This is a genomic window from Sphingobium sp. YR768, from assembly GCF_900111125.1.
Taxonomy (GTDB): Bacteria; Pseudomonadota; Alphaproteobacteria; order Sphingomonadales; family Sphingomonadaceae; genus Sphingobium.
Window position 1 is genome coordinate 393,738 of record NZ_FOGE01000003.1, and the last position, 23,534, is coordinate 417,271.

Below are 23,534 nucleotides of genomic sequence, written 5' to 3' on the forward strand. Positions count from 1 at the left end.
CGCCCGCCCTTCCCTGTAACGATCAGAAACGGACACGCACCCCGCCATAAGCGGCGCGGCCGAAGGTATTATAGCCATAGGCCGTGGCGTATCCTTCATCGAACAGATTGTCGATGCGGCCATAGACCTCCAGATGATCGCCGACCGGCAGGGACGCCCGCAGCCCGACCAGCGCATAGCCGTCCAGCCGCCGCGTATTCGCCGCATCGTCGAAACTGTCGCCGACCATGGTGACGGTCGCGCCCGTCGACAGGCCGAAGAACCAGTCATAATCCGCCGATAGGCTGACAGCATTGGCCGCGCGGCGGGCAAGGCGATTGCCATAGATCGCCGCGCCAGCCGAACGATCGCGCGCATCGACATAGCTGTAGCTGCCCGTCACCGTCAGCGCATCGACCGGCTTCAGCGCAACCGATGCTTCCACGCCCTTAGCCCGGGTGCGATCCAGATTGCCATAGGTGAAGGTGGCATAATCATAATTGATCTGGTTGCGGGTATCGCGCTGGAACGCCGTCAGCGACAGGGTCGCGCGGCCGCCATCCAGGCTCTGGTCGAAGCCGATATCATAGCTTTTCGACCGTTCGGGCGTCAGCGCGCGGTTGCCGCTCCATGTGTCGTACAACTGATAAAGCGAGGGCGCCTTGAACCCTTCGCCATAGCTCAGGCGAATATTGGTTGCGCCGCCATTGGGCGTGTAGTTGGCGTTCGCGCCAAAGGTGGTCGCACCGCCGAACTGGCTATGATCGTCGTGGCGCAGGCCGCCGGTGACGGCCAGACCCGTGAAGGGCTTCACGATCGCCAGACCATAGACGCTGTCGATATTGATCTTCGCGCTCGCCGTGTCGCCAAAGCCGAAATAATCATAATCGGGCCGTTCATGCTCATAGCCGAAGACCAGCTTGGCCTGATCGACCGGGGCATAGACGCCTTCATATTCGAAGCGCAGATTGGTGCCCGAATAGCCAAAATCCGGGTCGGTGCCGCGCACGAAATAATAGTCGCGATCGTTGCGCATCCAGGTGACGGCCGCGCGGTTGGTCAGCTTGCCGTCCAGCAGCGCCAGATTGACGCCAGCATAGCCGACATATTGGTCGAGCTTCGACACGTCGCTGCTGTCGGCGGGCGCGCCGAAGAAGCTGTCATAGTCCAGATCGGCATGGATATAATAGCCACGCAGGTCGAGGCTGAGGGTGTCGGTGAAGGCCAGCTTCAGCCGGGCGTTGGCGGCGATATTTTCATAGCCGTCCCGTTCGGTGCCGCCCGCGGCCGACGAAATGCCGTCGGTGCGGTAATAGGCCGCGCCGATCCCGCCGGACGCGATACCGGCGGTGCCGGACACGTCCGCCTTGGCATTGAGCGTATCGGCATAGCCATAATCGATCGAGGCGTTACCGGCGAAGCCTTCGGCCGGCGTGCCGGTCATCAGGTTGACGACACCGCCGATCGCCTGGCTGCCATAGACCACCGAGTTGGAGCCGCGCAGCACTTCGACCCGGCGGATATTGGCGGTCAGCAAATGGCCGAAATCATAGCCGTCACCGATGCCGCTGGGATCATTCACCTTCACCCCGTCGATCAGCACCAGCGTCTGCGTCGTTTCCGCCCCGCGCAGCGACACGCTGGTCACGCCGCCGGTCGATCCGTTGCGGTTGAAGCGCACGCCCGGCGTCGTCGCCAGCAGGTCGACGATGTCGGTCGCCTGCCGCTGTTCGATCGTCTTCGCGTCGATGACGGTGATCGCCTGCCCCACGTCGTCGCGCGACTGTTCGATGCCGGTGGCGGTGACGATGATCTCGTCCTCCTGCGCCCATGCCGGTGTCGCCGCCAGCAAGGCCGCGAGCGATATTCCCATTTTCAACATATAAGCCCCTATGGCGTCGCATGGCGACTGTCAGGGTCGGGGCGTCCGCACATGCGGTCGGATGTTGGAGGGATGACGCCATGCCCCGCCGCAACCCGATGCGGCCCCGGCCGCACGGCGTCGCTCGACGGAAAACCCACCGTGCCCCGGCCATCCCCTGGACCAAAGCAGAGCGACCAAGCGCCGGCAGGTCTCCTGGCTCGCGGGTCGTTGCACGATGCATCAGCCTTCCCGGATAACTCCAGTGGCCGGTCTTTCGACCCCATGCATCGCGCTATCCGCTTACAGTTGCAGGGACAGCCACGGAATTGGGCGCTCACGCACCCGCACCGCATTCCCGTTTTCAGCCCTTTCGGGCACCGGCGCGATCTGTTTGCAGGGAAAGAACAGCCCCTCCCCACGCGCGGCCCTGTAAGGGAAAGCCGGGGCGAATCCAAGCAGGCCGCGATTAAAGCGCCACAGCGTTGCCCCGCAGCAACAGCGCGTCCGATCGGGCGAGCGCGACCAGCGGCAATCCCGCCGCCGCCGCCCGTTCCGTCGCCAGCCGGGTCGGCGCGGAAATGGTGACGAGCAGCGGGCAATCTGCCAGCGTCGCCTTCTCCACCAGTTCATAGGAACAGCGTGAGGACAGCAGCGCGAAGCCGCCATCCCAATCCATGCCCTGCCGCGCCATCGCGCCGATCAGCTTGTCGAAGGCGTTGTGCCGCCCGACATCCTCGCGCACCAGCCGGATCGCGCCGTCCGCGCCGACCAGCGCAGCGGCATGGGCGGCGCCGGTGGCCGCGTTCAACGGCTGATGATCGCGCAAAGCCTCCAGCGCGCGGAAGATCGCCGCGCGGTCCGCCAGCGATGTCGTCGTGACTTGCGGCAGCGGCCGGATCGCCTGCTCCAGATTTTCGATGCCGCACAGGCCACAACTGCTGTCCGACGCCCGATGCCGCACCCGGTCCAGAAGGCCCTCGGTCCGGTGCGGCGGCAATGTCGCGCGCGCGATGACGCCGCTGTCGGTCCGATGCACATCGACGTCCAGCAATGCATCCGCGCGCGTCACCAGCCGTTCGGCCAGGCTGAACCCCTGCACCAGATCCTCGATATCGGTCGGCGTCGCCATCAGCACGGCATAGCCCGCGCCATTATATTCGATCGCGACCGGCACTTCCTCCGCCAGCGCCCGGGTGATCGCTTCCGTCCCGCCATCGGGCGTCAGCCGGTCGAAGGACAGGCTGCTCAGGCTCTCCCCGTCCATCAGCGGCAAGCACTCATCCGGCGTCGCAATGGCCAGCCTCGTCTACGCGATTGAACTGCGCTGCATCGACCTGCGGCGCTGGCCGCCCCTGCGCCATCCGGGCCACGGCAGCGGTCACCACCGGCGAGAGCCGTTCGGGCTGATCCTGCGCGATGGCGATGATCTGCGCCTTCATCCGCGGGTCCCAGAAGCGGGTCAGATGTTCGGCGAGCGCTTCCGTTGCCTTCGCCTCGCCCATCATCGCCATGTTGCGGGCGATCTGGTGCGCCATATAGACCAGCCGATCGGTCGTGGACATGACATGGGTGTCATCGCTCATGGGGCCGATCCTATTCCGCCGCTTCCAGTGGCGCAATGCGGCGGCTGTTGCGAGCCTGCTCGGCATAATCCTGCTGCCAGTCGCTCGGCCCGTTGCTGGCCATCACCTGCACCGCAGTCACCTTATATTCCGGGCAATTGGTGGCCCAGTCCGAATAGTCGGTGGTGATGACATTGGCCTGCGTCTCCGGGTGATGGAAGGTCGTATAGACCACGCCGGGCGCCACCCGTTCCGTGATCAGCGCGCGCAACGTCGTCTCCCCTGCCCGGCTGCGCAGCGTCACCCAGTCGCCATCCTTCAGGCCGCGATTGTCCGCATCGCTGGGATGCATCTCCAGCCGGTCCTCCGGATGCCAGGCGGTGTTGGCCGTCCGCCGCGTCTGCGCGCCAACATTATAGTGGCTCAAAATGCGCCCGGTGGTCAGCAGCAGCGGGAAGCGCGGCCCGGTCTTCTCATCGGTCGGCACATAGTCGGTGACGACGAACTTGCCCTTCCCCCGCACGAAGCCGTCCCGGTGCATCGTCGGCGTGCCGTCCGGCGCAGCGTCATTGGCCGGCCATTGCAGCGATCCTTCCGCCTCCAGCCGATCATAGCTGACGCCCGCAAAGGTCGGGGTCAGCGCCGCAATCTCGTCCATGATCTGCGAGGGGTGATCGTAGGTCCAGGCCAGCCCCATGGCGTTCGCCACCAGTTGCACGATCTCCCAGTCGGCATAACCGTTGAGCGGCGCCATCACCTTGCGCACCCGCTGGATGCGCCGTTCGGCATTGGTGAAGGTGCCGTCCTTCTCCAGGAAGGTCGATCCGGGCAGGAAGATATGGGCATAATTGGCGGTTTCATTGAGGAACAGATCCTGCACCACCACGCATTCCATCGCCGCCAGCCCCGCCGCGACATGATGGGTATTGGGGTCGGACTGGAGGATATCCTCACCCTGCACGAACAGCCCCTTGAACGTGCCGTCGGTCGCGGCGTCCAGCATATTGGGGATGCGCAGGCCCGGCTCGGCATCCAGCGCAACGCCCCATGTCCGTTCGAACAGGCTGCGCGTGGCATCATCCGACACATGGCGATAACCGCTAAACTCATGCGGGAAGCTGCCCATGTCGCAGGCGCCCTGCACATTATTCTGCCCCCGCAGCGGGTTCACGCCTACGCCCTCGCGCCCGACATTGCCCGTCGCCATGGCAAGATTGGCGATCGACATGACGGTCGATGACCCTTGCGAATGTTCGGTGACGCCCAGCCCATAATAGATCGCGCCATTGCCCCCGGTGGCATAGAGCCGCGCGGCCGCCCGCACATCATCCGCCTTCACGCCCGTCAGCGGCGCGATCGCCTCGGGCGAACGCGCCGCTTCCGATACGAACTCCGCCCAGTCCATGAACTCGTCCCAGTCGCACCGTTCGCGGATGAAGGCTTCGTCATACAGCTTCTCGGTCACGACCACATGGGCGATCGCGGTCAGCATCGCGACATTGGTGCCGGGCCGTAAGGGGAGATGATGTTCCGCCGCGATGTGCGGCGATTGCACCAGATCGGTGCGGCGCGGATCGATGACGATCAGCTTCGCCCCCTGCCGCAGCCGTTTCTTCATGCGACTGGCGAACACCGGATGCCCATCGGTCGGATTGGCGCCGATGACGAGGATGACGTCCGCCTGCATCACGCTGTCGAAATCCTGCGTCCCCGCCGACGTGCCGAAAGTCTGGCTCAGGCCATAGCCGGTCGGCGAGTGGCAGACGCGCGCGCAGGTATCGACATTATTATTGCCGAACCCCTGCCGGATCAGCTTCTGGACGAGGAAGGTTTCCTCATTGGTGCAGCGGCTGGAGGTAATGCCACCGATCGAGCGGGTGCCATATTTCGCCTGTATCCGCCGGAACTCGCTGGCGGTATGGGCGATCGCCTCCTCCCACGACACTTCGCGCCAGGGCTGGTCCACCGATGCGCGGATCATGGGGTTCAGGATCCGGTCCTGATGCTGGGCATAGCCCCAGGCGAAGCGGCCCTTGACGCAGCTATGGCCGCGATTGGCCTTGCCGTCCTTCCACGGCACCATCCGCACCAGTTCCTCCCCCCGCATTTCCGCGCGGAAGGTGCAGCCGACCCCGCAATAGGCGCAGGTGGTGACGACGGCCCGGTCCGGCGTGCCGCTTTCCACCACCTTCTTCTCGATGAGGGACGCGGTCGGGCAGGCCTGCACGCACGCCCCGCAGGACACGCATTCGGACCCCAGAAAATCCTCGCCCTGCGACGGCGAAACCTTGGATTCAAACCCCTTATTCTCGATCGTCAGCGCGAACGTGCCCTGCACTTCCTCGCACGCCCGCACGCAGCGCGAACAGACGATGCACTTGCTGGGATCGAAATCGAAATAGGGGTTCGACTGGTCCTTCGCCTGCCCCATATTGGTCGCGCCATCATAGCCATAGCGCACATCGCGCAGGCCCACCGCGCCCGCCTGATCCTGCAATTCGCAGTCGCCATTGGCGCCGCAGGTCAGGCAATCGAGTGGATGATCGGAAATATAGAGTTCCATCACCCCGCGCCGCAACTGCTTCAGCCGGTCGGTCTGGGTGCGCACCACCATGCCCTCGGCAACGGGCGTCGTGCAGGACGCGGGATAGCCGTTGCGCCCCTCCACCTCGACCAGACAAAGACGACAGGAACCGAAACTCTCGACATTGTCGGTTGCGCATAATTTGGGGATGGAGCCGCCCAGCAGAGACGCCGCGCGCATGATGCTGGTGCCTTCGGGCAAGGTCACGCTCTGCCCATCGATGGTCAGGGTGACGCTCTTGCCGGTCGCCAGCACGGGCGGCGTGCCATGGTCGGTTTCGCGGGAAAAGCTCATTCCGCGGCCTCCTTTACGGGCGCAGATGCGCCGAAATCCTCGGGAAAATGGTCGAGCGCGCTCAGCACCGGATAGGGCGTGAAGCCCCCCAGCGCACAGAGCGAGCCATATTTCATCGTATCGGCCAGATCGCGCAGCAGATTGGTCTGCGCTTCGATCGAAACATCGATCCGATCCGGCGCGCGGGAATAGAGGGCCTTACCTAAATATCCCCCCTCCGTTCGTGCTGAGCTTGTCGAAGCACGCGCGCGCCCTTCGACAGGCTCAGGGCGAACGGGTGCTGTAATGTCCCTCTCCGCTATAATCCGATCCATGATCTCCACCCCGCGCGTCGATCCGATCCGGCACGGCGTGCATTTGCCGCAACTTTCCGCCGCACAGAATTCCATCGCGAAGCGCGCCATATGCGCCATGTCGACACTGTCGTCGAACACGGTAATCCCGGCATGACCAATCAGCCCGCCCGCCTGCGCGAACGCCTCATAGTCGAACGGCAGATGGAACATGCTCGGCGGGAAATAGGCGCCCAGCGGCCCGCCCACCTGCACCGCGCGCACCGGTCGCCCGCTCGCCGTACCGCCGCCAATCTCGTTCACCAGTTCGCCCAGCGTGATGCCGAAACCGATCTCGTACAGCCCGCCATGCCGCACATTGCCCGCCAGTTGCACCGGCATCGTCCCGCGCGACCGGCCGAAGCCCACCGCCGCATAAGCCTCCGCGCCTTCGCTCAAAATGAATGGCACGGCCGCCAGCGACAGCACATTGTTGATGACGGTCGGCCGGCCGAACAGCCCCTGCAAGGCCGGCAAAGGCGGCTTGGCCCGCACTTGCCCGCGCTTGCCCTCGATCGAATCGAGCAGCGCCGTCTCCTCGCCGCAGACATAGGCGCCCGCGCCCTCGCGCACCTCCAGCACGAACGGCGCGACCAGATGCGCCGACGCCTCGATCGCCGCGCGCATCGTCGCGACGCAGAAGGGATATTCGGACCGGATATAGATATAGCCATGGCCCGCGCCGACCGCATGGGCGGCGATCGCCATGCCTTCGATCAGGCAATAGGGATCGCCCTCCATCAGCATTCGGTCGGCAAAGGTGCCACTGTCGCCCTCGTCGGCGTTGCAGACGATGAACTTGTCGCCAGCGGGCGCATCCAGCACGGTCTGCCATTTGATCCCGGTGGGAAAGCCCGCCCCGCCGCGCCCGCGCAGGCCCGATGCCTTGACCGCATCGACCACCTGTTGCGGTGCCAGCGCCCGCGCCTTTTCCAGCCCCAGCCAGCCGCCATGCGCCGCATAATCATTCAGGTCGACCGGATCGATGATGCCGCAACGGGCAAAGGTGAACCGCTGCTGCCCCGCAAAGAAGGGCAGATCCTCGATCCGGCCCAGCCGGTTCGCATGGCTGCCATCCAGCACCGCCGCCACATCAGCCGGCCCGACCGGCCCGAAGCCGATCCGCCCTTCCTCCGTCTCCACCTCGACCAGAGGCTCGATGTTGAACAGCCCGCGCGATCCGGTGCGCACCACCTGGCACCCGGCCGCGGCAAAGGCGCGCGCCACATCGTCCGCGCCCAGCGCCACCGATGCCATGTCGCGGCTGACAAAGACCCGGCTCATGCCGCCACCTCCAGCGCGATCCGCTCCAGCACCGCCGCGTCGATCCGCCCCACCGGCCGCCCGTCGACCAGCGCATTGGGGCCGATCGCACACAGGCCCAGACAATAGACCGGCTCCAGCGCCACCTGCCCGTCGGCCCGCACCTCGCCCATCGCCACGCCCAGCCGCTTGGCCGCCGCCGCCTCGATCGCCGCGCCGCCCCGCGCCTGACAACTTTCCGCACGGCACAGCTTCACCACATGACGCCCCGGCGCGGTGCGCCTGAAATCATGGTAGAAGGTGATGACGCCATGCACATCGGCCCGGCTGAGGTTCAGCGCCCGCGCGATCGCCGGGACCAGCGCATCGTCGATATAGCCTGCCTCTTCCAGCATCGCGTGGAGCAACGGCAACAGCCGGTCGCGCGTCGCGCCATGGCGCGCGGTCCACTCCGTGACAAAATCTTCCATCTCTACCCTGCCTTCTGGCCTGCCTTTTGCGGCTGATTTTGCGCATGATCCTGCGCGCGCGCCGGATCAGCGTCAAATCGAAGCCCGTAATGGCTGATAGGAAAACTCTATCAAGAGGTCCGAAAGCCCGGCGGCAGGCGCAGCGATCGCGCCACCGCCAGCACTGCCTGCGCCAACGGCCCCATCGGCGCGCTGTCCGACACGATCACCCCCACGCGGCTGCCTTCCTCCGTGTCCGGCATGGCGTGTATCCGCGCCCAGTTCAGCCCATCGAGCAAGGTCGCATGGCTATCCGGGATGATCGAACAGAGCCGCCCCTGCTGCACCAGTCCCAGCAGCGCGACATAGCTATCCGCCGTCACCAGCGGCCGCAGCACCAGCCCGCGTTCGGCCAGTCGCGCGTCGAGAATCCGCCGGTTCTGCATCCCCTGATGCAGCAGGCACAGCGGCAGCCGCGCCAGAACGGCCCAGTCGATCACATCGGGAACCGCCACGCCCCCCAACGCACTGACCAGCATCGTCCGCTCGACATAGAGCGGCACCGACAGCGCATGGGCAGGCGGCTCGAAATCCAGATAGGTCAGCCCCGCATCCAGTTCGAACGCCGCCAGCTCCCGCTCGATCTGCCGCGATGTCAGCGCCCGTACCGAGATATTCAGCCCCGGATAGCGCGCCAGCATCGCTTCGGCCAGACAGCCGATCGCGGGCATCGCCGCCGGAATAGCCCCCAGCCGCAATTCTCCCTTCAACGGCCCCCGCGCCGTTTCCGCCGCCTGCCCCAGCGCTTCGGCCGCCGCTACCAGTTGCCGCGCCCAGGGCAGGATCGCCTCCCCCTCCGCCGTCAGCCCGGCATATTTGCGGTCGCGCCGGATCAGCCTTTTGCCCAGCTGCGCCTCCAGCGTGGCGATGCCAGCCGACAGCGTCGGTTGCGACACATTGCAATGCGCGGCGGCGCGCGCAAAATGGCCTTCGCGCTCCAGCGCCAGAAAATATTCGACAAGGCGGGTCTGCATGACATCTGCTATAAGGCAGTTGGCATCCTCTTTATAGAGGAGAGCTATCAAGGAGGCACAGATGCGCAACGGACCGATATTGGGCGCGGTGCTCGCGGGTGGACGCTCCAGCCGCTTTGGCAGCGACAAGGCGATGGCCCTGCTGAACGGCAAAACTTTGCTCGATCATGCCAGCGCCAGCCTCGCCCCCCATGTCGCCGAACTGGTGATCTGCGGCCGGGCGGATGGCCTTGCCGACCGGCCTTATCCCGACATGGGACCATTGGGCGGCCTCAATGCAGCGCTGCACCATGCGCTCAGCCATGGCTTTGTCGGCGTGCTGACCACCGGCTGCGACATGCCGCTCTATCCCGACATGCTGCCCGCCGCCCTGATCGGCGATCGACCCGCAATTCTGAAAGGCCAGCAACTGCTCGGCTGGTGGCCTGCAACTCTGGCGTTCGAACTGGACGCGCACCTGAATGAAGAAAATAGCCGGTCCATCTATGGCTGGCTGGACCGGATCGGCGCGCGGACGGTGGACATGCCCGGCCTGATCCTGCCCAATATCAACCGGCCGGAAGATCTGGCGCGTCTGTGACACCCACATCTGCGCGCCGCATTTTGGTGAAGATATTCCAGGTCGCGATGAACAAAGCCGCGATCACCGGGCCGATGATGATGCCGTTGAAACCGAACAGCTCGATTCCGCCCAGCGTGGAGATCAGCACCACATAGTCGGGGATGCGCGTGTCGCGGCCGACCAGTATCGGGCGCAGCACATTGTCGACCATGCCGATCACCAGCACGCCGCACGCCACCAATATGATCGCTTTCCAGATCGCCCCGGTCGCGAACAGATAGATGGCGACCGGCACCCAGATCAGGCCCGTCCCCACCGCCGGCAGCAGGGAGAAAGCGCCCATCAGCACGCCCCACAGCAAGGCGCCCTGAATGCCCAGCCCCCAGAAGACCAGACCGCCGATCAGCCCCTGCACGATGGCGACGACGATGCTGCCCTTGATCGTCGCGCGGATGACGATGACGAATTGCTCGATCAGCGCCTGCCGCTGGCCCGGCCGAAGCGGCGCGGCGGCGGCGATACGCTGCGACAGCGCCTCGCCATCGCGCAGCAGGAAATAGGTGAGGTAGAGCATCACGCCCAGCCCCACCATGAAGCTGAAAGCGCTCTGCCCGATCTGGAAAGCCTGCGCCGCCAGCGTGCGGAAACTGCTGGTCACGCCCTTCGTCACCAGTTCCTGCGCCGCATAGAAATTGCCTAAGCCCAGTCGCCGCAGATAGGGGCGCAGCCAGTCCGGCATGCTGGCGACCGTTTCGGAAAACAACCGGACGAAGTTGATCTCCCCCGACTGGATCTTGCCATAGAAATAGGCCGCTTCCTGCAACAGCGCGCCACCCAGCACGAAGGCCGGGACGATCACCACCGCCAATATCAGGAACAGAGTGATCAGCGCCGCGCCGTTCCGGTGTCGGGGCATCGCCGACAATATCTGCCGGTTGAGCGGCGCGAACACGATCGCCGCGATCACACCCCACAGCACGGCCGCGAAGAACGGCTCGATGACCATGGCGAAGGCGATCGATACGACCAGCACGACGCCAAGAAAGAAGCCATCCTCGATTTTGGGCGAGACATTCAGCGGGGGCGGTGGGGTGTCCATATCCATGTCTTCGCAAAATTTAGGATCCAAATCCATCGCCGAACGATCCTCAACGGCTTTCCCCTGTCCTTTTCCCGATTCGCCCGGTAGAGAGGCCGCTTCCTTGCGCTCTTTGGGACCAGCAGACATAGTGGCACGCGAAATCACCGGATTTTCCAACCCGCTGGTGAAGCGCGTCCGATCGCTGCGGGAAAAGAAATATCGCAAGGCCGAAGGGCTGTTTCTCGCCGAAGGGCTGCGCATCCTCACCGAAGCGCGCGAAGAGGGCGTCCTGCCCGAAATGCTGTTCCACGCCGGGTCGACGCATCCGCTGGCGCTGGACCTGATCGACGCGATCGAGGCCGATGGCGGCGACGTGATCGAAACCACCCCCGACATCCTGAGCAAGATCAGCGGCAAGGATAATGCGCAGGCGGTCGTCGGCGTCTATCGCGACCGGCTGACCCCGCTGGCCAAGCTCGACCGCAGCAAGGCCGATATCTGGATCGTAGCGCAATCGCTGCGCGATCCCGGCAATCTCGGCACGATCCTGCGCACCGGCGATGCCGTGGGCGCGGGCGGCCTGATCCTGATCGACGATTGCGTCGACCCCTTCTCGGTCGAATCGGTGCGCGCCTCCATGGGCGCGCTCTTCACCCAGTCGATCACGCAGGCGCGCTGGGGCGAATTCATGCACTGGCTGCGCGAAGGGCCGGGCGAACTGATCGGCACCAGCCTGAAAGCGACACAGGATTATCAGGAACCGCGCTATGCCAGCCCCAGCTTCCTGCTGGTCGGCAATGAAGCGCAGGGCCTGCCCGAATCCTATGAAGCCGAATGCGACCAGCTGGTGAAGATGCCGATGCTGGGCAAGGCCGACAGCCTGAACGCCGCGGTGGCGACCGCCGTCATGGCCTATGAATTGCTGAATCAGAAGCGGCGGCGCGGATAAGATTGCGTTCCCCGGCGAAGGCCGGGGTCCAGTTCCACGCTTCGATCTGGACCCCGGCCTCCGCCGGGGAACCAGTCGGCGGAACAGAATGCGGGAAAGACGGGGGCAAGGCGAGATGACACAAACCAGCGGCATGGGCGAAATGTGGCGGCACAAGCGCGTGCTCGCGGCCAGCCTGATCGGCACGGCGGTCGAATTTTACGACTTCTATATCTATGCCACCGCCGCCAGCCTGATCTTCCCCTTCCTCTTCTTCCCCGCCTCCTCGCCCACGGCGCAGTTGATGGCTTCCTATGGCAGCCTCGCCCTCGCCTTCTTCGCGCGCCCGGTCGGCGCGGCGGTGTTCGGCCATTATGGCGACCGCATCGGGCGCAAAGCGACGCTGGTCGCCTCGCTGATGCTGATGGGCGGCTGCACGCTGCTGATCGGCTTCCTGCCCACCTATCAGATGATCGGCTATTGGGCGCCGGCCATCCTGTGCCTGCTGCGTTTCGGTCAGGGCTTCGGCCTTGGCGGCGAATGGGGCGGCGCGGCGCTGCTGGCGGTGGAGAACGCCCCGCCCGGCTGGCGCGCGCGCTTCGGCATGTTCCCGCAGCTTGGCGCGCCGGTCGGCTTCATCGCCGCCAACGGCCTGTTCCTGATCCTGGGCGCCTTCCTGACCGACGAAGCCTTTTTCGAATGGGGCTGGCGCCTGCCCTTCATTGGCAGCGCGGTGCTGGTAATCCTGGGCCTGTGGGTCCGCCTGAAACTCACCGAAACGCCCGAATTCGCCGCCGCGCAGAAGGAAACGCCGCCACCCGCCGTGCCGCTGGCGACGCTCCTGTCCTCGCATCTGGGCGCGGCGATCGCGGGCACCTTCGCCTGCGCCGCCTGTTTCGCCGTCTATTATATCGCGACCGCCTTTGCGCTCGGCTATGGCACCACCGCGCTCAAGATCGACCGCGAAATCTTCCTCGCCATCCAGCTTGGCGCGATCCTGTTCATGGCGCTCAGCATCGTCCTGGCCGGCTGGTGGTCGGATCGGACCACGCCCACCAATGCGCTGGCATGGGGCTGCGTCGGCACCGTGCTGATGGGCCTCGTCTTCGGCCCGCTGATCGGCACGGCGGCGCTGCTGCCGATCTTCGTCGCGCTCAGTCTCGCCTTGTTCGTCATGGGCTTCATCTACGGGCCGCTCGGCGCCTATCTGCCTGCGCTCTTCCCGATCCAGTTGCGCTATACCGGCGCGTCCTTCGCCTTCAATCTGGGCGGGATCGTGGGCGGCGCGCTGGCGCCGATCGTCGCCACCTGGCTGATCGGCGTACAGGGCGTGGGCCTCGTCGGCCTCTATATGTCGGCCGCCGCGCTTATCAGCCTCGCCGGCCTGTGGTGGACCAGCCGCAAGGCCTGAAGCTTTTCTTCTCGGCATCCTCTGCGCCTCTGCGCGAACCGGATTTGCGCGCAGAGGCGCAGAGGACGCCGAGATTTCTGTGAGCCTGCGGCGCTATCCGATGATCTTGCGCATCAGCAGCATCGGCACGCCCTGATCCTCAAAGTCGCGCACGCCTTCGAACCCGAAGCTGCGGTAGAGCGGCACCCCCGCCATCGTGCCCGACAGTTCGAGCGCGGCAAAGCCTTCCGCCCTCGCCGCCGCTTCGCAGAGCGAGAGGATCAGCGTGCCCACGCCCTTCCGGACATGGTCGGGATGGGTATACATCGCCCGCACCCGCGCCGGCTCGCTCGCCGGATCGAGCAGCCGGTCGTCCCGCCCGGCGCTGTGATTGCCGCCATAGGCCGTAGCCCGCCGGCTCCAGCCGCCACATCCGGCGATCGCATCGCCATCCTGAATGACGAAATAGGTGCCATCGGCAATCAGACGGCTGTCCAGCCCCATGAAGGCATGGCTGGCCTTCACCTGTTCGTCGCTCAGATAGCTGGATTGCAGCCGGTCGATGGCGAGCGTCATGACGGCGGACAGGGCCGCTTCGTCAGACAGGGTGGCAAGACGATGGGTCAGGGTCATAAAATTTGTCCTGCAACGAAAACGGCCGATCCTGCAAGGGACCGGCCGTCAGTGTTTTTGTTAGGAAAAGATCAGAACTTGAAGCCGACCTTCCCATACCAGAAGCCGCCGTTGAAGCCGAAGGGCGACACGTCGGGATAGATATCGCCCGTGAAGCGACCGCCGGTGGACCCATAGACCGGACCCAACGTTCCCTTGGTGTTGGAATATTTGTCGGGATAATTGCTGAAGAGGTTCTGCACGCCCACGCTCAACGTGAAATTGTCGTTCACCTCATAGCTGGTTTCAAAGTCGAACACGAACTCGCTGCCGAAGGTCTGCGACACCGGGCCGTCATCGGTCTGGGTATATTTGCCATACCAATTCATGCGCGCGAGCACCGAGAAGGGGCCGCTGTTCCAATTCTCGGTCAGGATGACACGGGTCTTGGGCAGGGTCTTTTCCAGCTGAGCGACGCGGACATCGGACACGATGTCGGGATCGCGGGCGATGACCTTGGTCTTGTTATAATTGAACGCCAGCGTCGTGTTGAAACTGCCCATCGTGTCCGTCGCAAAGCGATAGCTGCCGACGACATCGACACCCTGCGTCCGCGTGTCGAAGGCATTGGTCAGGAACTGCACTTCGTTGACGGTGGCATAGTTGGCCAGCCCCAGCGACTGGAGCGTGGGCCGCTGCGCGTCGGTGATTTCAAAGGTGCCGGACGTGCCGATCCGGTCCTTCACCTTGATGTTATAATAGTCGATCGACAGCGTAAAACCGGGTGCTGGCGTGAACACGGTGCCGAGCGAGAAGCTGACCGATTCTTCGGGCTTCAATGGCGTCGCGCCCAGGAAAGCCGCGACCGGGCTGGTGACCGGCAAAGTCATGGATTCGATCGCGTTGGGATTGCCGGGGTTGAAGCCGGTCGCGATGCTGCTGCTGTTGACCTGGCCCGGTGTCGGCGCGCGGAAGCCCGTCGCCACCGTGCCGCGCAGGGCGACGATATCGGGAACGACGGCATAGCGGGCCGAGAATTTACCGGTGGTGGAATTGCCGAAGTCGGACAGATGCTCATAACGGCCAGCGATACCGAAGGAGAGCTGTTCGGTGACGTCCCCTTCGATGTCGATATACAGCCCCTTTGAATTGCGGCTGCTTTCGCCGGCAATGGCAGGTCCGTAACCGGGGAACCCGTTGGCGCCGACCGGCAAGGTGACCGAAAGTTGCGACCCGTCCGCATTCAATACGGGCGTGCCGTCCTGATGGAAGACAAGGTTGCCGGTATATTGTCCGATCGCATAGGAAGCCGCGTCGCCCAGGCCCAGTTCATAGGATTCGCGGAAATACTGCCCGCCAAAGGCGATGGTGACGGGACTGGCAAAACCGACTTCCCAAGGATAGCTGAAGTCCGCGTTGACCAGCGTTTCGCGCTGTTCCAGCTTGCCCAGATAGAATTCGGTGGGGGACGTGATACCCAGCGACGGGTTCATCGTGCCGTTCATCGTGTAACGCAGCGTCGATTGGCCATAGCTGCCCGAAATGTCGTAGTTCAGGCCGAAACCCAATTTGCCCTTGTAACCGACCGTGCCGGAAATATCGTCGATCTTGCCGAAAAAGATCGGCGTGAAACCGCCGGGATAGACGCAGCTCCAGTTCTGGACCAGCGGGTCGGAACAGGTCGCAACCTTGGTATAGTCGCGCGTCGTGACTTCATAATCGTTGGGCGCATAGACGTTACCGCCCGCAGCGCCTGTCTGGATGCCCGGCCGCGTATTGTCGAAATCGGTGAAATAATCGTTGAAAATGCCGTTCTTGCCGAAGCTGTTGCCTTCGATATCGACACCGGAGGTGTCGACCGACTGGCGATAGTTGAAACTTTCCTCCTGGAAGCTGTGACCATAATTGCCGAAGAAGTAGATGCTGCTGTCGTCACCCAGATCGAACCCGCCATTGACGAAGAAGCGGTAGGATTCCATCTTCGGATTGCCGTAGCGCTGCGCCAGCTTGGGCACGCCGATGGTCGGCTGCTCCTGCGCCAGCAGATGGGCGCCCGCGCGCGTCACGCCACGGCTGGTCTTGCCCGCATTCACATATTCGCCGCTGATGTTGATGAAGCCGCTGTCGCCCAGTTTGAAGCCGCCGTTCAGGGCGAGCTGATAATCTTCGCCATCGCCCCGATAATATTGGCCATAGCGGGCATAGCCCGAAATGCCGTCCGTATCATCGCGCAAGGTCATGTTGATGACCCCGGCGATCGCGTCCGACCCATATTGCGCCGAAGCGCCGTCGCGCAGCACTTCAACCGCACGGACCGCAATCGCGGGCACCTGCGCCAGATCGGCGGAATGGGCGCCAGCCGATTGGGCGTTGGCGCCGATCTGCACCAGGGCGGAACGGTGCATCCGCTTGCCGTTTATCAGGACCAGCGTCTGGTCAGGCGCCAGGCCGCGCAGGTTGGGGGGACGGACGAAGGACGAGCCGTCGCCTATGGCGTAGCGCGCGACCGAGAAGGAAGGAACGAGGTTCTGGATCACCTGGTTCATGTCGGCCGTGCCCTGCTTTTGCAGTTCAACGCCCGAATAGACGTCGATCGGCGTGGGCGATTCCGCCACGGTGCGATCGGTACGGCGCGTGCCGGTCACGATGATGGTCTGGCCCGGTTCGGCGGCTGCGGCCTGCGGCGGCGCATCCTGCGCAAGAACAGGTGCAGTATAGAGAAGAGAAACAGCAATGGCGCTGCGCGAAATCAGACCCTTATACTTCATCAAAAAGCCCCCTTTTTGCTCTTTTACAGAGGCCTTTTTCGTCATCCCCATCCTATTTTATTATTAAATTGTTCGAGCTGCAAAATCCCCCAGCCGAAACTGAAAGTTTCAGCGCAACTACAATCTGTAACAATTGGAAACGGAAGGCTGACATAAATCCACCATCAACAAAATGGCCCTTTTTGCCGCAGCGCAAAATCTTTCGCACGGGGCAAAGCCGGACAACCGTCAAACTTTGTCAAATCCTTGTAACATAACGAAAAAGGCGGCGACCCTGGAGGTCGCCGCCTGTATCTTTTTTACAACTGTCAAGAAGCGTCGTTAACCGCTCACCTTTGTGCAGTTAACCCCCTTGCTATCAGCCCTCGCGGTTGTCGCGGCGCTCGGCAATACGGGCGCGCTTGCCGGTGCGGCCGCGCAGATAGTAGAGCTTCGCACGACGCACGACGCCACGACGGACGACAGTGATCGAATCGAGGTTGGGCGAATAGAGCGGAAACACACGCTCCACGCCTTCGCCGAACGAAATCTTGCGCACGGTGAAGTTGGAACCCATGCCCTTGTTCGAACGGGCGATGCACACGCCTTCATAGTTCTGAACGCGGCTGCGCTCGCCTTCGATGACCTTCACGCCGACGCGCAGGGTGTCGCCGGGACGAAAATCGGGGATATCCTTGGCGAGGGCGGCAATGCTTTCCGCCTCGATCTGCTGGATGATGTTCATGTAACGTCAGTCCTTGGTCTTTTGCTGCGCACCAGAGGGCGAACGGTCCCGAACGCCGATATGACGTTCCCAAAGGTCCGGCCGCCTTAGCCGTGTATCTGCCTCCGCCTGGTGTTTCCGCCAGGCGGCGATCTTCGCATGATCCCCCGATCGCAACACTTGCGGGATCGCACGACCCTCCCATTCCACCGGGCGGGTATAATGCGGATATTCGAGCAGCCCCGTTTCAAAGGACTCTTCGACTCCGCTGGAAGCCGCGCCCATTACACCGGGAAGCAGGCGAACACAAGCATCGAGCAGCAGCAAAGCCGCCATTTCCCCGCCCGACAATATGATGTCGCCCATGCTGACCTGCTCGATCGGGCGCGCGTCGAAGATTCGCTCGTCAAACCCCTCGAACCGGCCGCACAAGATGGTCGCGCCCGGCCCCATCGCCAGTTCGCGCACGCGGCCTTGCGTGATCGGCTTGCCGCGCGGCGTCATCGCCAGCACCGGCAGATCGGGCCGCTTGTCCAGCGCATGGTCGACTGCCTGCGCCAATATGTCCGCGCGCAGCACCATGCCCGCGCCGCCGCCCGCGGGCGTATCGTCCACGGTGCGATGCCGGTCAGCCGCGAAATCGCGAATATGGATCGGGTCGCAGGTCCATTTGCCATCTGCCAGCGCCCGCCCGGCCAGCGACACGCCCAGCGGCCCCGGGAACATCTCCGGATAGAGGGTCAGGATTTGCGCCGTGAAGCTCATTTGCGCCGCCGCGCGCGCAGTCGCGCCGCCGAAAAGCCACCCGCCACGCAGATGATGCCGCAAACCAGCAGGGTCAGCCCCAGTTGCAGCAACAGATCGGACCAGGGATCGCCCCGATGCTGCATCGCCGGCAGGATGAACAGCAACGGCATAGGCAGGACCAGCGCCAGCGCGGTCACAGCCTTGATCCGCATGGACCATGTCACGGTCCACAGGCGCCAGCCTGCCGCGACAAGGAACAGCAGATAGGCGCCAAGCATGATTTGCGGAATGATGGGCATGACCGGCGCTTAGAGCGATTTCCAGCCAGATGGAACATCTGACGATCAGAAATCGCGGAAATCAAAGATCATTGATACGGGCCGCAGCGTCCAGATCAGGGCGCCTTGATCGCGATCTTGAATTCCTGAATCTGCGCCGTCGTGGTGGGCGCCAGCAGGATGGTGCCGGCCACCCGCCCCTTCTCGCACGACCAGGTGAAGCTGCCGGACAGATTGCCTGTCGCCGTGACGGGCGCGTCAGTCTTACACGCACCAACCTCCCCCTTCAGCGTCGCCAGCTTCTTCGCCCAACTGTCCACATCGCCGTCCATCAGGAAGTTCATCGCCAGATGATCCCGCGCCACGCCGACCGTGCCTGCCGCATAGATGCGCCCGGCCGCCGCATAGCCATCGGCCAGCAGCGGCGTGACCGGCACGGTCCGGGCGATCAGCGCGCCCGCCTGCTTCAACGCCACCGCCGCGTCCCAGGCCGCCCCTGCGCCGCCATTATAGGTGCGGTTGGTGAAGACGAAGATGCCCACGCCATAATCCGGCATCAGCATCACATGGCTGCCATAGCCCGGATAGCCCCCGCCATGCGCCAGCGTGAGGCCCAGATCGCAATCCTGCGCGATCCGCATCGCAAAGCCATAGGCCGCCGCCTGCTTGCACGCCGTCGCCCCGCTCTTGCCATTGCGCGCCGCGACCGTCAGGAAATTGCTCCCCTCCGCCAGCATCCGCACCGCCGACCGCGACACCGGCCCGCCATCCGCATCGTCGCGCGCTGGCCAGGCCGACAGCAGGAAGGCGACCCAGCGCGCATAGTCATTGGCGCTGGTCTGCAATCCCCCCATCGCCCCAAAGGCGCCATCAGCCATGTCCGGTTCGGGCGTCCACCGCCCCTCTTCCCAGCGATAGCCCAGCGCCCTGCGCTCCAGCGGCCACTCGCCGACCGCATAACCGCTCGACGTCATGCCCAGCGGCGCCAGCAGACTGCACTCCACATAATGGCGATAGGGCGCGCCGCTAACATTGGCGATGATCCGCCCCAGCAGCGCATAACCGAAATTGCTATATTCATAGCGGCTGCCCGGCGCGGTGCTGAACGGCACGCCAGCGGCCAGCATCTTCGTGAAATCCTCCTGCGGCAAGGGCGTCTGCCGGTCGCCCCAGGGATTATCGTCGACAAAGCCCGCACTATGGGTCAGCAGATCACGGATGCGAATATGCGGACTATCCTTGGTCGGATAGGTCCATCCCCGCATTTCCGGCACATAGGTTTCAGCCAGATCGTCGAGCGACAATTTGCCTTCATCGCGCAGTTTCAGGATCGACAACGCCGTGAACGCCTTGGTCATGGAAGCGATGCGGAACAGGCTGTCAGCCGTCACCGGCCGCTTCTTCGCCAGATCCTGCACGCCAAACCCCTTGGCGTGGATCAGGCGGCCATTGGCGACGATGCCATAGACCAGCCCCGGCGCATGACTGTCGACCCGATAATCAGCAAACAGCTTGTCGATCTCGGGGATGGCGGCGGCGATCTTCTTTTCATCGGCCGCTTTGGCCGTCGCGGGAAGAACGGCCAGAAGCAGCAGCAAGGCAAAGAAGCGTCGCGTCACCGTGTCCAGTCCTCCATTTTCAAACCGGGGATATCGACAAAGTCCTTTGGATTGCGCGTCACCAGCACCATGGCCAGCGCAAGCGCATGGGCGCCGATCAGACGATCGAAACTGTTTCGGCGAACGCCTGCCTGCCGCACAACCTCGGCGTAAACGCGCGTAGCCGCATCATCGAAAGGCGCGACACGCAGCAGGGACAGGAAACTGTCGATCCGTCGCCCGTCTGCACCCGGCTCGCTCGACGATCGGTTGCCCACCCGCAATTCGCCGGCCGTCACGGCAGAAACGGTCAATGCACCGAATGACCCGGCCATGCGATCGGCCAGAACCGCACTGCGTCCCAGCAGAAAGTCGATGCAGACATTGGTATCGAGCAGATAGGCAGGCGCGGTCATGCGGCCTCCGTCGCACCGCCATTGTCGCTCCAGTCACGCCCCTCCTGGCTGATGTCGCCCCGGCCATCGGCCATGAAGCCGGCAGACATGCTGCCATAAAGCCCCATCAATATATCGCGCGAACGATCTTGCTTCCAGAAGGAGAAACTGCCGTCATCATGCGGGACGACCATGACCTCTTCCCCATCGGACAGGCCCAATGTACGCGGCAGGCGCAAAGCCAGACTGTTGCCCGACTTGAAGACCTTGGCTTTATATTCTTCGCCCATGGCGCAGACTCCGTATATACGGAGCGTATATACTATTCCGCGAACGCCGCGTCAATCACGGCCCCGTCCTCGCTCAGCGTCACGACATGCATGGGCGCCATGAAGCGCTTGCCGGGCTTGTCGCCTACGGAGGGCCGCTGAACCTCGATAATATCGCCCGCGCCGAAATTCTCGACCGCGACGATCTCACCCAGCGCTTCGCCGGTGCTGGAGGTGCAGGACAGGCCGATCAGGTCGGCATGATAATATTCGCCCTCGCCCAGTTCGGGCAGGGCGGAACGGGGCACGGTCAGTTCCGTGCCGCGCATGGCCTCGGCCGCGCTCCGGTCGCCAATCTCGGCGAAACGGGCGACCGCGCCATTGGAGCCGGGGCGCAGCGACTTCAACGTCAGCATGCGCCCCGCCACATCGAAGCCCTTGTAGCTTTTGAGGCTTTCCACCCCTTCGCCAAAGAGCTTCAGACGGACTTCGCCCGCCACGCCATGCGCGCCGATGATGACGGCGAGAGTGACGGGCTTGTCGGTCAAGATGCTCAGCCTTCAGCCGATTCTTCAGCAGGCGCTTCTTCAGCGGCCGGGGCAGCGGCGGCCTCGGCGGCAGCAGCCTTGGCGGCTTCGGCAGCTTCAGCGGCTTCGGCAGCCTTGGCAGCGCGATCTTCGGCGCGATCCTTGGCCTTCTGGCCCGGCTCAGCCTTGTTCGGGTTGTTGCGCACCTTGCGCTCCTTCACGCCGGCGGCGTCCAGGAAGCGGGCAACGCGGTCGGTCGGCTGCGCGCCGGCTTCGACCCAGTGCTTCGCACGCTCGGTGTCGAGCACGACGCGCTTTTCGTCGCCCTTGGGCAGGACGGGGTTGTAGCTGCCGATGCGTTCGATGAACTTGCCGTCACGCGGGGCGCGGCTATCGGCCACGACGATGCGGTAATAGGGGCGCTTCTTGGAGCCGCCGCGCGACAGACGGATGGAGGTTGCCATGGAAATAGACCTTTCTAACTAACTGCTTTGTTTGGGGTCGTCATCCCAGCGATAGCTGGCGCCTCTCTTCCCTTTGGCGGGAAGCGAAGCCCCAGCTTTCGCTGGGATGACGGGTTACTTCACTTCTTCATGAAATTCTGAAAGCCGGGCGGCAGCTTGGGCATATTGCCGCCCAGTCCGCCAAGGCCGCCCAGCCCCGACAGGTCGGGCGGACCACCCGCGCCACCGTCAGGACCGCCAAGGCCACCCAGACCGCCCATTCCACCGCCACCGGTGAACATCTTGGCCAGCCCTTTCAGGCCGCCCATCTTGCGGATCTTCTTCATCGCCGTTTCCATTTCCTGATGCATTTTCAGGAGACGGTTGACGTCCTGCACGGTGCGGCCGGCGCCCTTGGCGATGCGGATCTTGCGCTTGGCGTTGATCAAAGCGGGCTTTTCCCGCTCCTTGGGCGTCATCGATCCGATCATCGCGTCCAGATGGAGCAGCGTCTTGTCGTTCGCGCCGCTATTGGCCATCGCCGCCTGCGCTTTCTTCAGGCCCGGCAGCATGCCCGCCAGCGCGCCCAGACCACCCATGCGCCGCATCTGGTTCAACTGGCTGCGCAGGTCGTTCATATCGAACTGACCCTTGGCCATCTTCTTGGCCAGCTTGTCGGCCTCTTCCGCGTCGATCGTCTCGGCGGCACGCTCGACCAGCGACACGACGTCGCCCATGCCCAAAATGCGCTGCGCCACACGCGCCGGATGGAAAGGCTCGATCGCGTCCAGCTTTTCGCCAGTGCCCGCAAATTTGATCGGACGGCCCGTGACGGCGCGCATCGACAGCGCCGCACCACCGCGCGCATCGCCGTCCATACGGGTCAGCACGACGCCGGTCAGCGGCACCTGCGCCGTGAAGCTGGTCGCCACATTCACGGCGTCCTGGCCGGTCAGCGAGTCGACCACCAGCAGGATTTCCGCCGGATTTGCGACGTCGGCGACCGCCTTCATCTCGTCCATCAGCGCCTGATCGACGTGCAGACGACCGGCGGTGTCGAGCATCACCACGTCGAAGCCCTGAAGCTTCGCCGCCTGCAACGCGCGCTTGGCGATGTCGACCGGCTGCTGGCCCGCGATGATCGGCAGGGTCGCGACATCGGTCTGCGTACCCAGCACCGCCAGCTGTTCCTGCGCGGCCGGGCGCTGGACGTCGAGCGACGCCATCAGCACCTTCTTGCGCTCTTTTTCCTTCAGCCGCTTGGCGATCTTCGCGGTGCTGGTCGTCTTGCCCGACCCCTGAAGACCGACCATCATGATGACGGCGGGCGGGGTGACGTCGATCATCAGGTCGCTGGTTTCGGAGCCCAGCGTCTCGGTCAGCGTGTCGGAAACGATCTTGACGACCATCTGGCCGGGCGTGACCGAGCGCAGCACATCACTGCCCACGGCCTTCTCGGTGGCCTGATCCACGAACTGGCGCACGACCGGCAGCGCCACGTCGGCTTCGAGAAGTGCGATTCGCACCTCGCGCATCGCGGCGCGGACATCGTCCTCCGTAAGCGCACCGCGCCCACGCAGCTTGTCGAATACCCCACCGAGACGATCGCTTAGCGAATCGAACATCACCACCTCATTTGGGCCGAAAGGCCCGGAAAATCTTGCCTACCCATCAAACGACAAAATCGCCGGCGGGCGAAACCTCGCCGGCCAGCGTCCATCCGATACCCCTCTTGGGCATCCTGGAGTCGTCAGGGTATCGGACGGAGACCGACCGATTGCAGGCGCGCCTTTACGGGAAAGAGGCAGGAAGTGCAAGCGGGCGCATGGACGGGCCATAATGACCGGGCAACTGAAGCCTCCCTCTCCTACA

Annotated in this window: 22 protein-coding genes and 1 riboswitch; of the genes, 3 read left to right on the forward strand and 19 right to left on the reverse strand. The window is 64.0% G+C overall.

The genetic code is table 11. The annotated features are described in order from the left end of the window. Window positions 1–22: 22 nt before the first annotated feature. From BMX92_RS06585 to BMX92_RS06615, 7 genes are all read right to left on the reverse strand, one after another. Window positions 23–1,861 carry a TonB-dependent receptor plug domain-containing protein gene (locus BMX92_RS06585; RefSeq protein ID WP_093013696.1) on the reverse strand — a complete coding sequence of 613 codons (1,839 nt, stop codon included), beginning with the start codon at window positions 1,859–1,861 and terminating at the stop codon, window positions 23–25. Window positions 1,862–2,028: 167 nt separating this feature from the next. Next, window positions 2,029–2,240: riboswitch (cobalamin riboswitch) on the reverse strand. Window positions 2,241–2,309: 69 nt separating this feature from the next. Beyond that, entirely contained in the window at window positions 2,310–3,107 is a 798-nt protein-coding gene (gene fdhD / locus BMX92_RS06590; RefSeq protein ID WP_093013699.1) for a formate dehydrogenase accessory sulfurtransferase FdhD, read from the reverse strand. A 13-nt stretch (window positions 3,108–3,120) separates the two neighbouring features. Beyond that, a complete protein-coding gene (locus BMX92_RS06595; protein WP_177184951.1) occupies window positions 3,121–3,426 on the reverse strand; it encodes a formate dehydrogenase subunit delta in 306 nt (101 codons plus the stop codon). Between the two features lie 10 nt (window positions 3,427–3,436). Next, complete coding sequence (fdhF, locus tag BMX92_RS06600; RefSeq protein ID WP_093013702.1) at window positions 3,437–6,283, reverse strand: formate dehydrogenase subunit alpha; 2,847 nt, start codon at window positions 6,281–6,283, stop codon at window positions 3,437–3,439. Further along, window positions 6,280–7,899 (reverse strand): formate dehydrogenase beta subunit, encoded by a 1,620-nt coding sequence (locus tag BMX92_RS06605; RefSeq protein ID WP_093013705.1) that lies wholly within the window; start codon window positions 7,897–7,899, stop codon window positions 6,280–6,282. Before BMX92_RS06605 ends, fdhF begins: the two co-directional genes overlap by 4 nt. Next, window positions 7,896–8,348 carry an NAD(P)H-dependent oxidoreductase subunit E gene (locus BMX92_RS06610; RefSeq protein WP_093013708.1) on the reverse strand — a complete coding sequence of 151 codons (453 nt, stop codon included), beginning with the start codon at window positions 8,346–8,348 and terminating at the stop codon, window positions 7,896–7,898. The genes BMX92_RS06605 and BMX92_RS06610 overlap by 4 nt, the downstream gene beginning before the upstream one ends. 110 nt (window positions 8,349–8,458) lie before the next feature. Then, window positions 8,459–9,361, reverse strand: coding sequence for a LysR family transcriptional regulator (locus BMX92_RS06615; RefSeq protein ID WP_093013713.1), 903 nt, complete (start codon window positions 9,359–9,361; stop codon window positions 8,459–8,461). 61 nt (window positions 9,362–9,422) lie between these two features. Between BMX92_RS06615 and BMX92_RS06620 the strand changes: the two genes are divergently transcribed. After that, entirely contained in the window at window positions 9,423–9,941 is a 519-nt protein-coding gene (locus tag BMX92_RS06620) for a molybdenum cofactor guanylyltransferase (protein WP_093013716.1), read from the forward strand. Here BMX92_RS06620 and BMX92_RS06625 read toward each other — a convergent pair. After that, on the reverse strand, window positions 9,910–11,022 hold the full coding sequence (locus tag BMX92_RS06625) for an AI-2E family transporter (protein ID WP_093014027.1): 1,113 nt from the start codon (window positions 11,020–11,022) through the stop codon (window positions 9,910–9,912). The genes BMX92_RS06620 and BMX92_RS06625 overlap by 32 nt on opposite strands. Window positions 11,023–11,152: 130 nt before the next feature. Between BMX92_RS06625 and BMX92_RS06630 the strand changes: the two genes are divergently transcribed. Together BMX92_RS06630 and BMX92_RS06635 are read left to right on the forward strand one after the other, a co-directional pair. Then, complete coding sequence (locus tag BMX92_RS06630) at window positions 11,153–11,953, forward strand: TrmH family RNA methyltransferase (protein ID WP_093013719.1); 801 nt, start codon at window positions 11,153–11,155, stop codon at window positions 11,951–11,953. Between the two features lie 115 nt (window positions 11,954–12,068). Next, complete coding sequence (locus BMX92_RS06635) at window positions 12,069–13,343, forward strand: MFS transporter (RefSeq protein ID WP_093013722.1); 1,275 nt, start codon at window positions 12,069–12,071, stop codon at window positions 13,341–13,343. 93 nt (window positions 13,344–13,436) lie between these two features. On the opposite strand, the gene BMX92_RS06640 is transcribed toward BMX92_RS06635, so the two are convergent. The 11 genes from BMX92_RS06640 to ffh form a co-directional block, all read right to left on the reverse strand. After that, window positions 13,437–13,955, reverse strand: coding sequence for a GNAT family N-acetyltransferase (locus tag BMX92_RS06640; RefSeq protein ID WP_093013725.1), 519 nt, complete (start codon window positions 13,953–13,955; stop codon window positions 13,437–13,439). Window positions 13,956–14,026: 71 nt separating this feature from the next. Beyond that, window positions 14,027–16,702, reverse strand: coding sequence for a TonB-dependent receptor plug domain-containing protein (locus BMX92_RS06645; protein WP_093013728.1), 2,676 nt, complete (start codon window positions 16,700–16,702; stop codon window positions 14,027–14,029). 358 nt (window positions 16,703–17,060) lie between these two features. Then, window positions 17,061–17,426, reverse strand: a complete 366-nt coding sequence (rplS, locus tag BMX92_RS06650; RefSeq protein WP_093013731.1) for a 50S ribosomal protein L19 — start codon at window positions 17,424–17,426, stop codon at window positions 17,061–17,063. Window positions 17,427–17,432: 6 nt separating this feature from the next. After that, window positions 17,433–18,170: a tRNA (guanosine(37)-N1)-methyltransferase TrmD gene (trmD, locus tag BMX92_RS06655; protein ID WP_093013734.1), complete on the reverse strand. Its 738-nt coding sequence runs from the start codon at window positions 18,168–18,170 to the stop codon at window positions 17,433–17,435. Next, window positions 18,167–18,451 (reverse strand): hypothetical protein, encoded by a 285-nt coding sequence (locus tag BMX92_RS06660; RefSeq protein ID WP_093013737.1) that lies wholly within the window; start codon window positions 18,449–18,451, stop codon window positions 18,167–18,169. Before BMX92_RS06660 ends, trmD begins: the two co-directional genes overlap by 4 nt. 95 nt (window positions 18,452–18,546) lie before the next feature. After that, window positions 18,547–20,049 carry a serine hydrolase domain-containing protein gene (locus BMX92_RS06665; protein WP_093013740.1) on the reverse strand — a complete coding sequence of 501 codons (1,503 nt, stop codon included), beginning with the start codon at window positions 20,047–20,049 and terminating at the stop codon, window positions 18,547–18,549. Next, a complete protein-coding gene (locus BMX92_RS06670) occupies window positions 20,046–20,444 on the reverse strand; it encodes a type II toxin-antitoxin system VapC family toxin (RefSeq protein WP_093013743.1) in 399 nt (132 codons plus the stop codon). Before BMX92_RS06670 ends, BMX92_RS06665 begins: the two co-directional genes overlap by 4 nt. After that, complete coding sequence (locus BMX92_RS06675; protein WP_093013746.1) at window positions 20,441–20,713, reverse strand: AbrB/MazE/SpoVT family DNA-binding domain-containing protein; 273 nt, start codon at window positions 20,711–20,713, stop codon at window positions 20,441–20,443. Before BMX92_RS06675 ends, BMX92_RS06670 begins: the two co-directional genes overlap by 4 nt. Before the next feature lie 32 nt (window positions 20,714–20,745). Continuing rightward, window positions 20,746–21,240 (reverse strand): ribosome maturation factor RimM, encoded by a 495-nt coding sequence (gene rimM / locus BMX92_RS06680; RefSeq protein ID WP_093013749.1) that lies wholly within the window; start codon window positions 21,238–21,240, stop codon window positions 20,746–20,748. Window positions 21,241–21,245: 5 nt separating this feature from the next. After that, complete coding sequence (gene rpsP, locus BMX92_RS06685) at window positions 21,246–21,683, reverse strand: 30S ribosomal protein S16 (protein WP_093013752.1); 438 nt, start codon at window positions 21,681–21,683, stop codon at window positions 21,246–21,248. A 119-nt stretch (window positions 21,684–21,802) separates the two neighbouring features. Continuing rightward, window positions 21,803–23,287 (reverse strand): signal recognition particle protein, encoded by a 1,485-nt coding sequence (gene ffh / locus BMX92_RS06690; protein WP_177184952.1) that lies wholly within the window; start codon window positions 23,285–23,287, stop codon window positions 21,803–21,805. Window positions 23,288–23,534 lie beyond the last annotated feature (247 nt).

Coding starts and splice junctions, on each gene's coding strand:
- BMX92_RS06585 (WP_093013696.1), bottom strand. CDS start 1,861: ATGTTGAAAATGGGAATATCGCTCGCGGCCTTGCTGGCGGCGACACCG.
- fdhD (WP_093013699.1), bottom strand. CDS start 3,107: ATGGACGGGGAGAGCCTGAGCAGCCTGTCCTTCGACCGGCTGACGCCC.
- BMX92_RS06595 (WP_177184951.1), bottom strand. CDS start 3,426: ATGAGCGATGACACCCATGTCATGTCCACGACCGATCGGCTGGTCTAT.
- fdhF (WP_093013702.1), bottom strand. CDS start 6,283: ATGAGCTTTTCCCGCGAAACCGACCATGGCACGCCGCCCGTGCTGGCG.
- BMX92_RS06605 (WP_093013705.1), bottom strand. CDS start 7,899: ATGAGCCGGGTCTTTGTCAGCCGCGACATGGCATCGGTGGCGCTGGGC.
- BMX92_RS06610 (WP_093013708.1), bottom strand. CDS start 8,348: ATGGAAGATTTTGTCACGGAGTGGACCGCGCGCCATGGCGCGACGCGC.
- BMX92_RS06615 (WP_093013713.1), bottom strand. CDS start 9,361: ATGCAGACCCGCCTTGTCGAATATTTTCTGGCGCTGGAGCGCGAAGGC.
- BMX92_RS06620 (WP_093013716.1), top strand. CDS start 9,423: ATGCGCAACGGACCGATATTGGGCGCGGTGCTCGCGGGTGGACGCTCC.
- BMX92_RS06625 (WP_093014027.1), bottom strand. CDS start 11,022: ATGGACACCCCACCGCCCCCGCTGAATGTCTCGCCCAAAATCGAGGAT.
- BMX92_RS06635 (WP_093013722.1), top strand. CDS start 12,069: ATGACACAAACCAGCGGCATGGGCGAAATGTGGCGGCACAAGCGCGTG.
- BMX92_RS06640 (WP_093013725.1), bottom strand. CDS start 13,955: ATGACCCTGACCCATCGTCTTGCCACCCTGTCTGACGAAGCGGCCCTG.
- BMX92_RS06645 (WP_093013728.1), bottom strand. CDS start 16,702: ATGAAGTATAAGGGTCTGATTTCGCGCAGCGCCATTGCTGTTTCTCTT.
- rplS (WP_093013731.1), bottom strand. CDS start 17,426: ATGAACATCATCCAGCAGATCGAGGCGGAAAGCATTGCCGCCCTCGCC.
- trmD (WP_093013734.1), bottom strand. CDS start 18,170: ATGAGCTTCACGGCGCAAATCCTGACCCTCTATCCGGAGATGTTCCCG.
- BMX92_RS06660 (WP_093013737.1), bottom strand. CDS start 18,451: ATGCCCATCATTCCGCAAATCATGCTTGGCGCCTATCTGCTGTTCCTT.
- BMX92_RS06670 (WP_093013743.1), bottom strand. CDS start 20,444: ATGACCGCGCCTGCCTATCTGCTCGATACCAATGTCTGCATCGACTTT.
- BMX92_RS06675 (WP_093013746.1), bottom strand. CDS start 20,713: ATGGGCGAAGAATATAAAGCCAAGGTCTTCAAGTCGGGCAACAGTCTG.
- rpsP (WP_093013752.1), bottom strand. CDS start 21,683: ATGGCAACCTCCATCCGTCTGTCGCGCGGCGGCTCCAAGAAGCGCCCC.
- ffh (WP_177184952.1), bottom strand. CDS start 23,287: ATGTTCGATTCGCTAAGCGATCGTCTCGGTGGGGTATTCGACAAGCTG.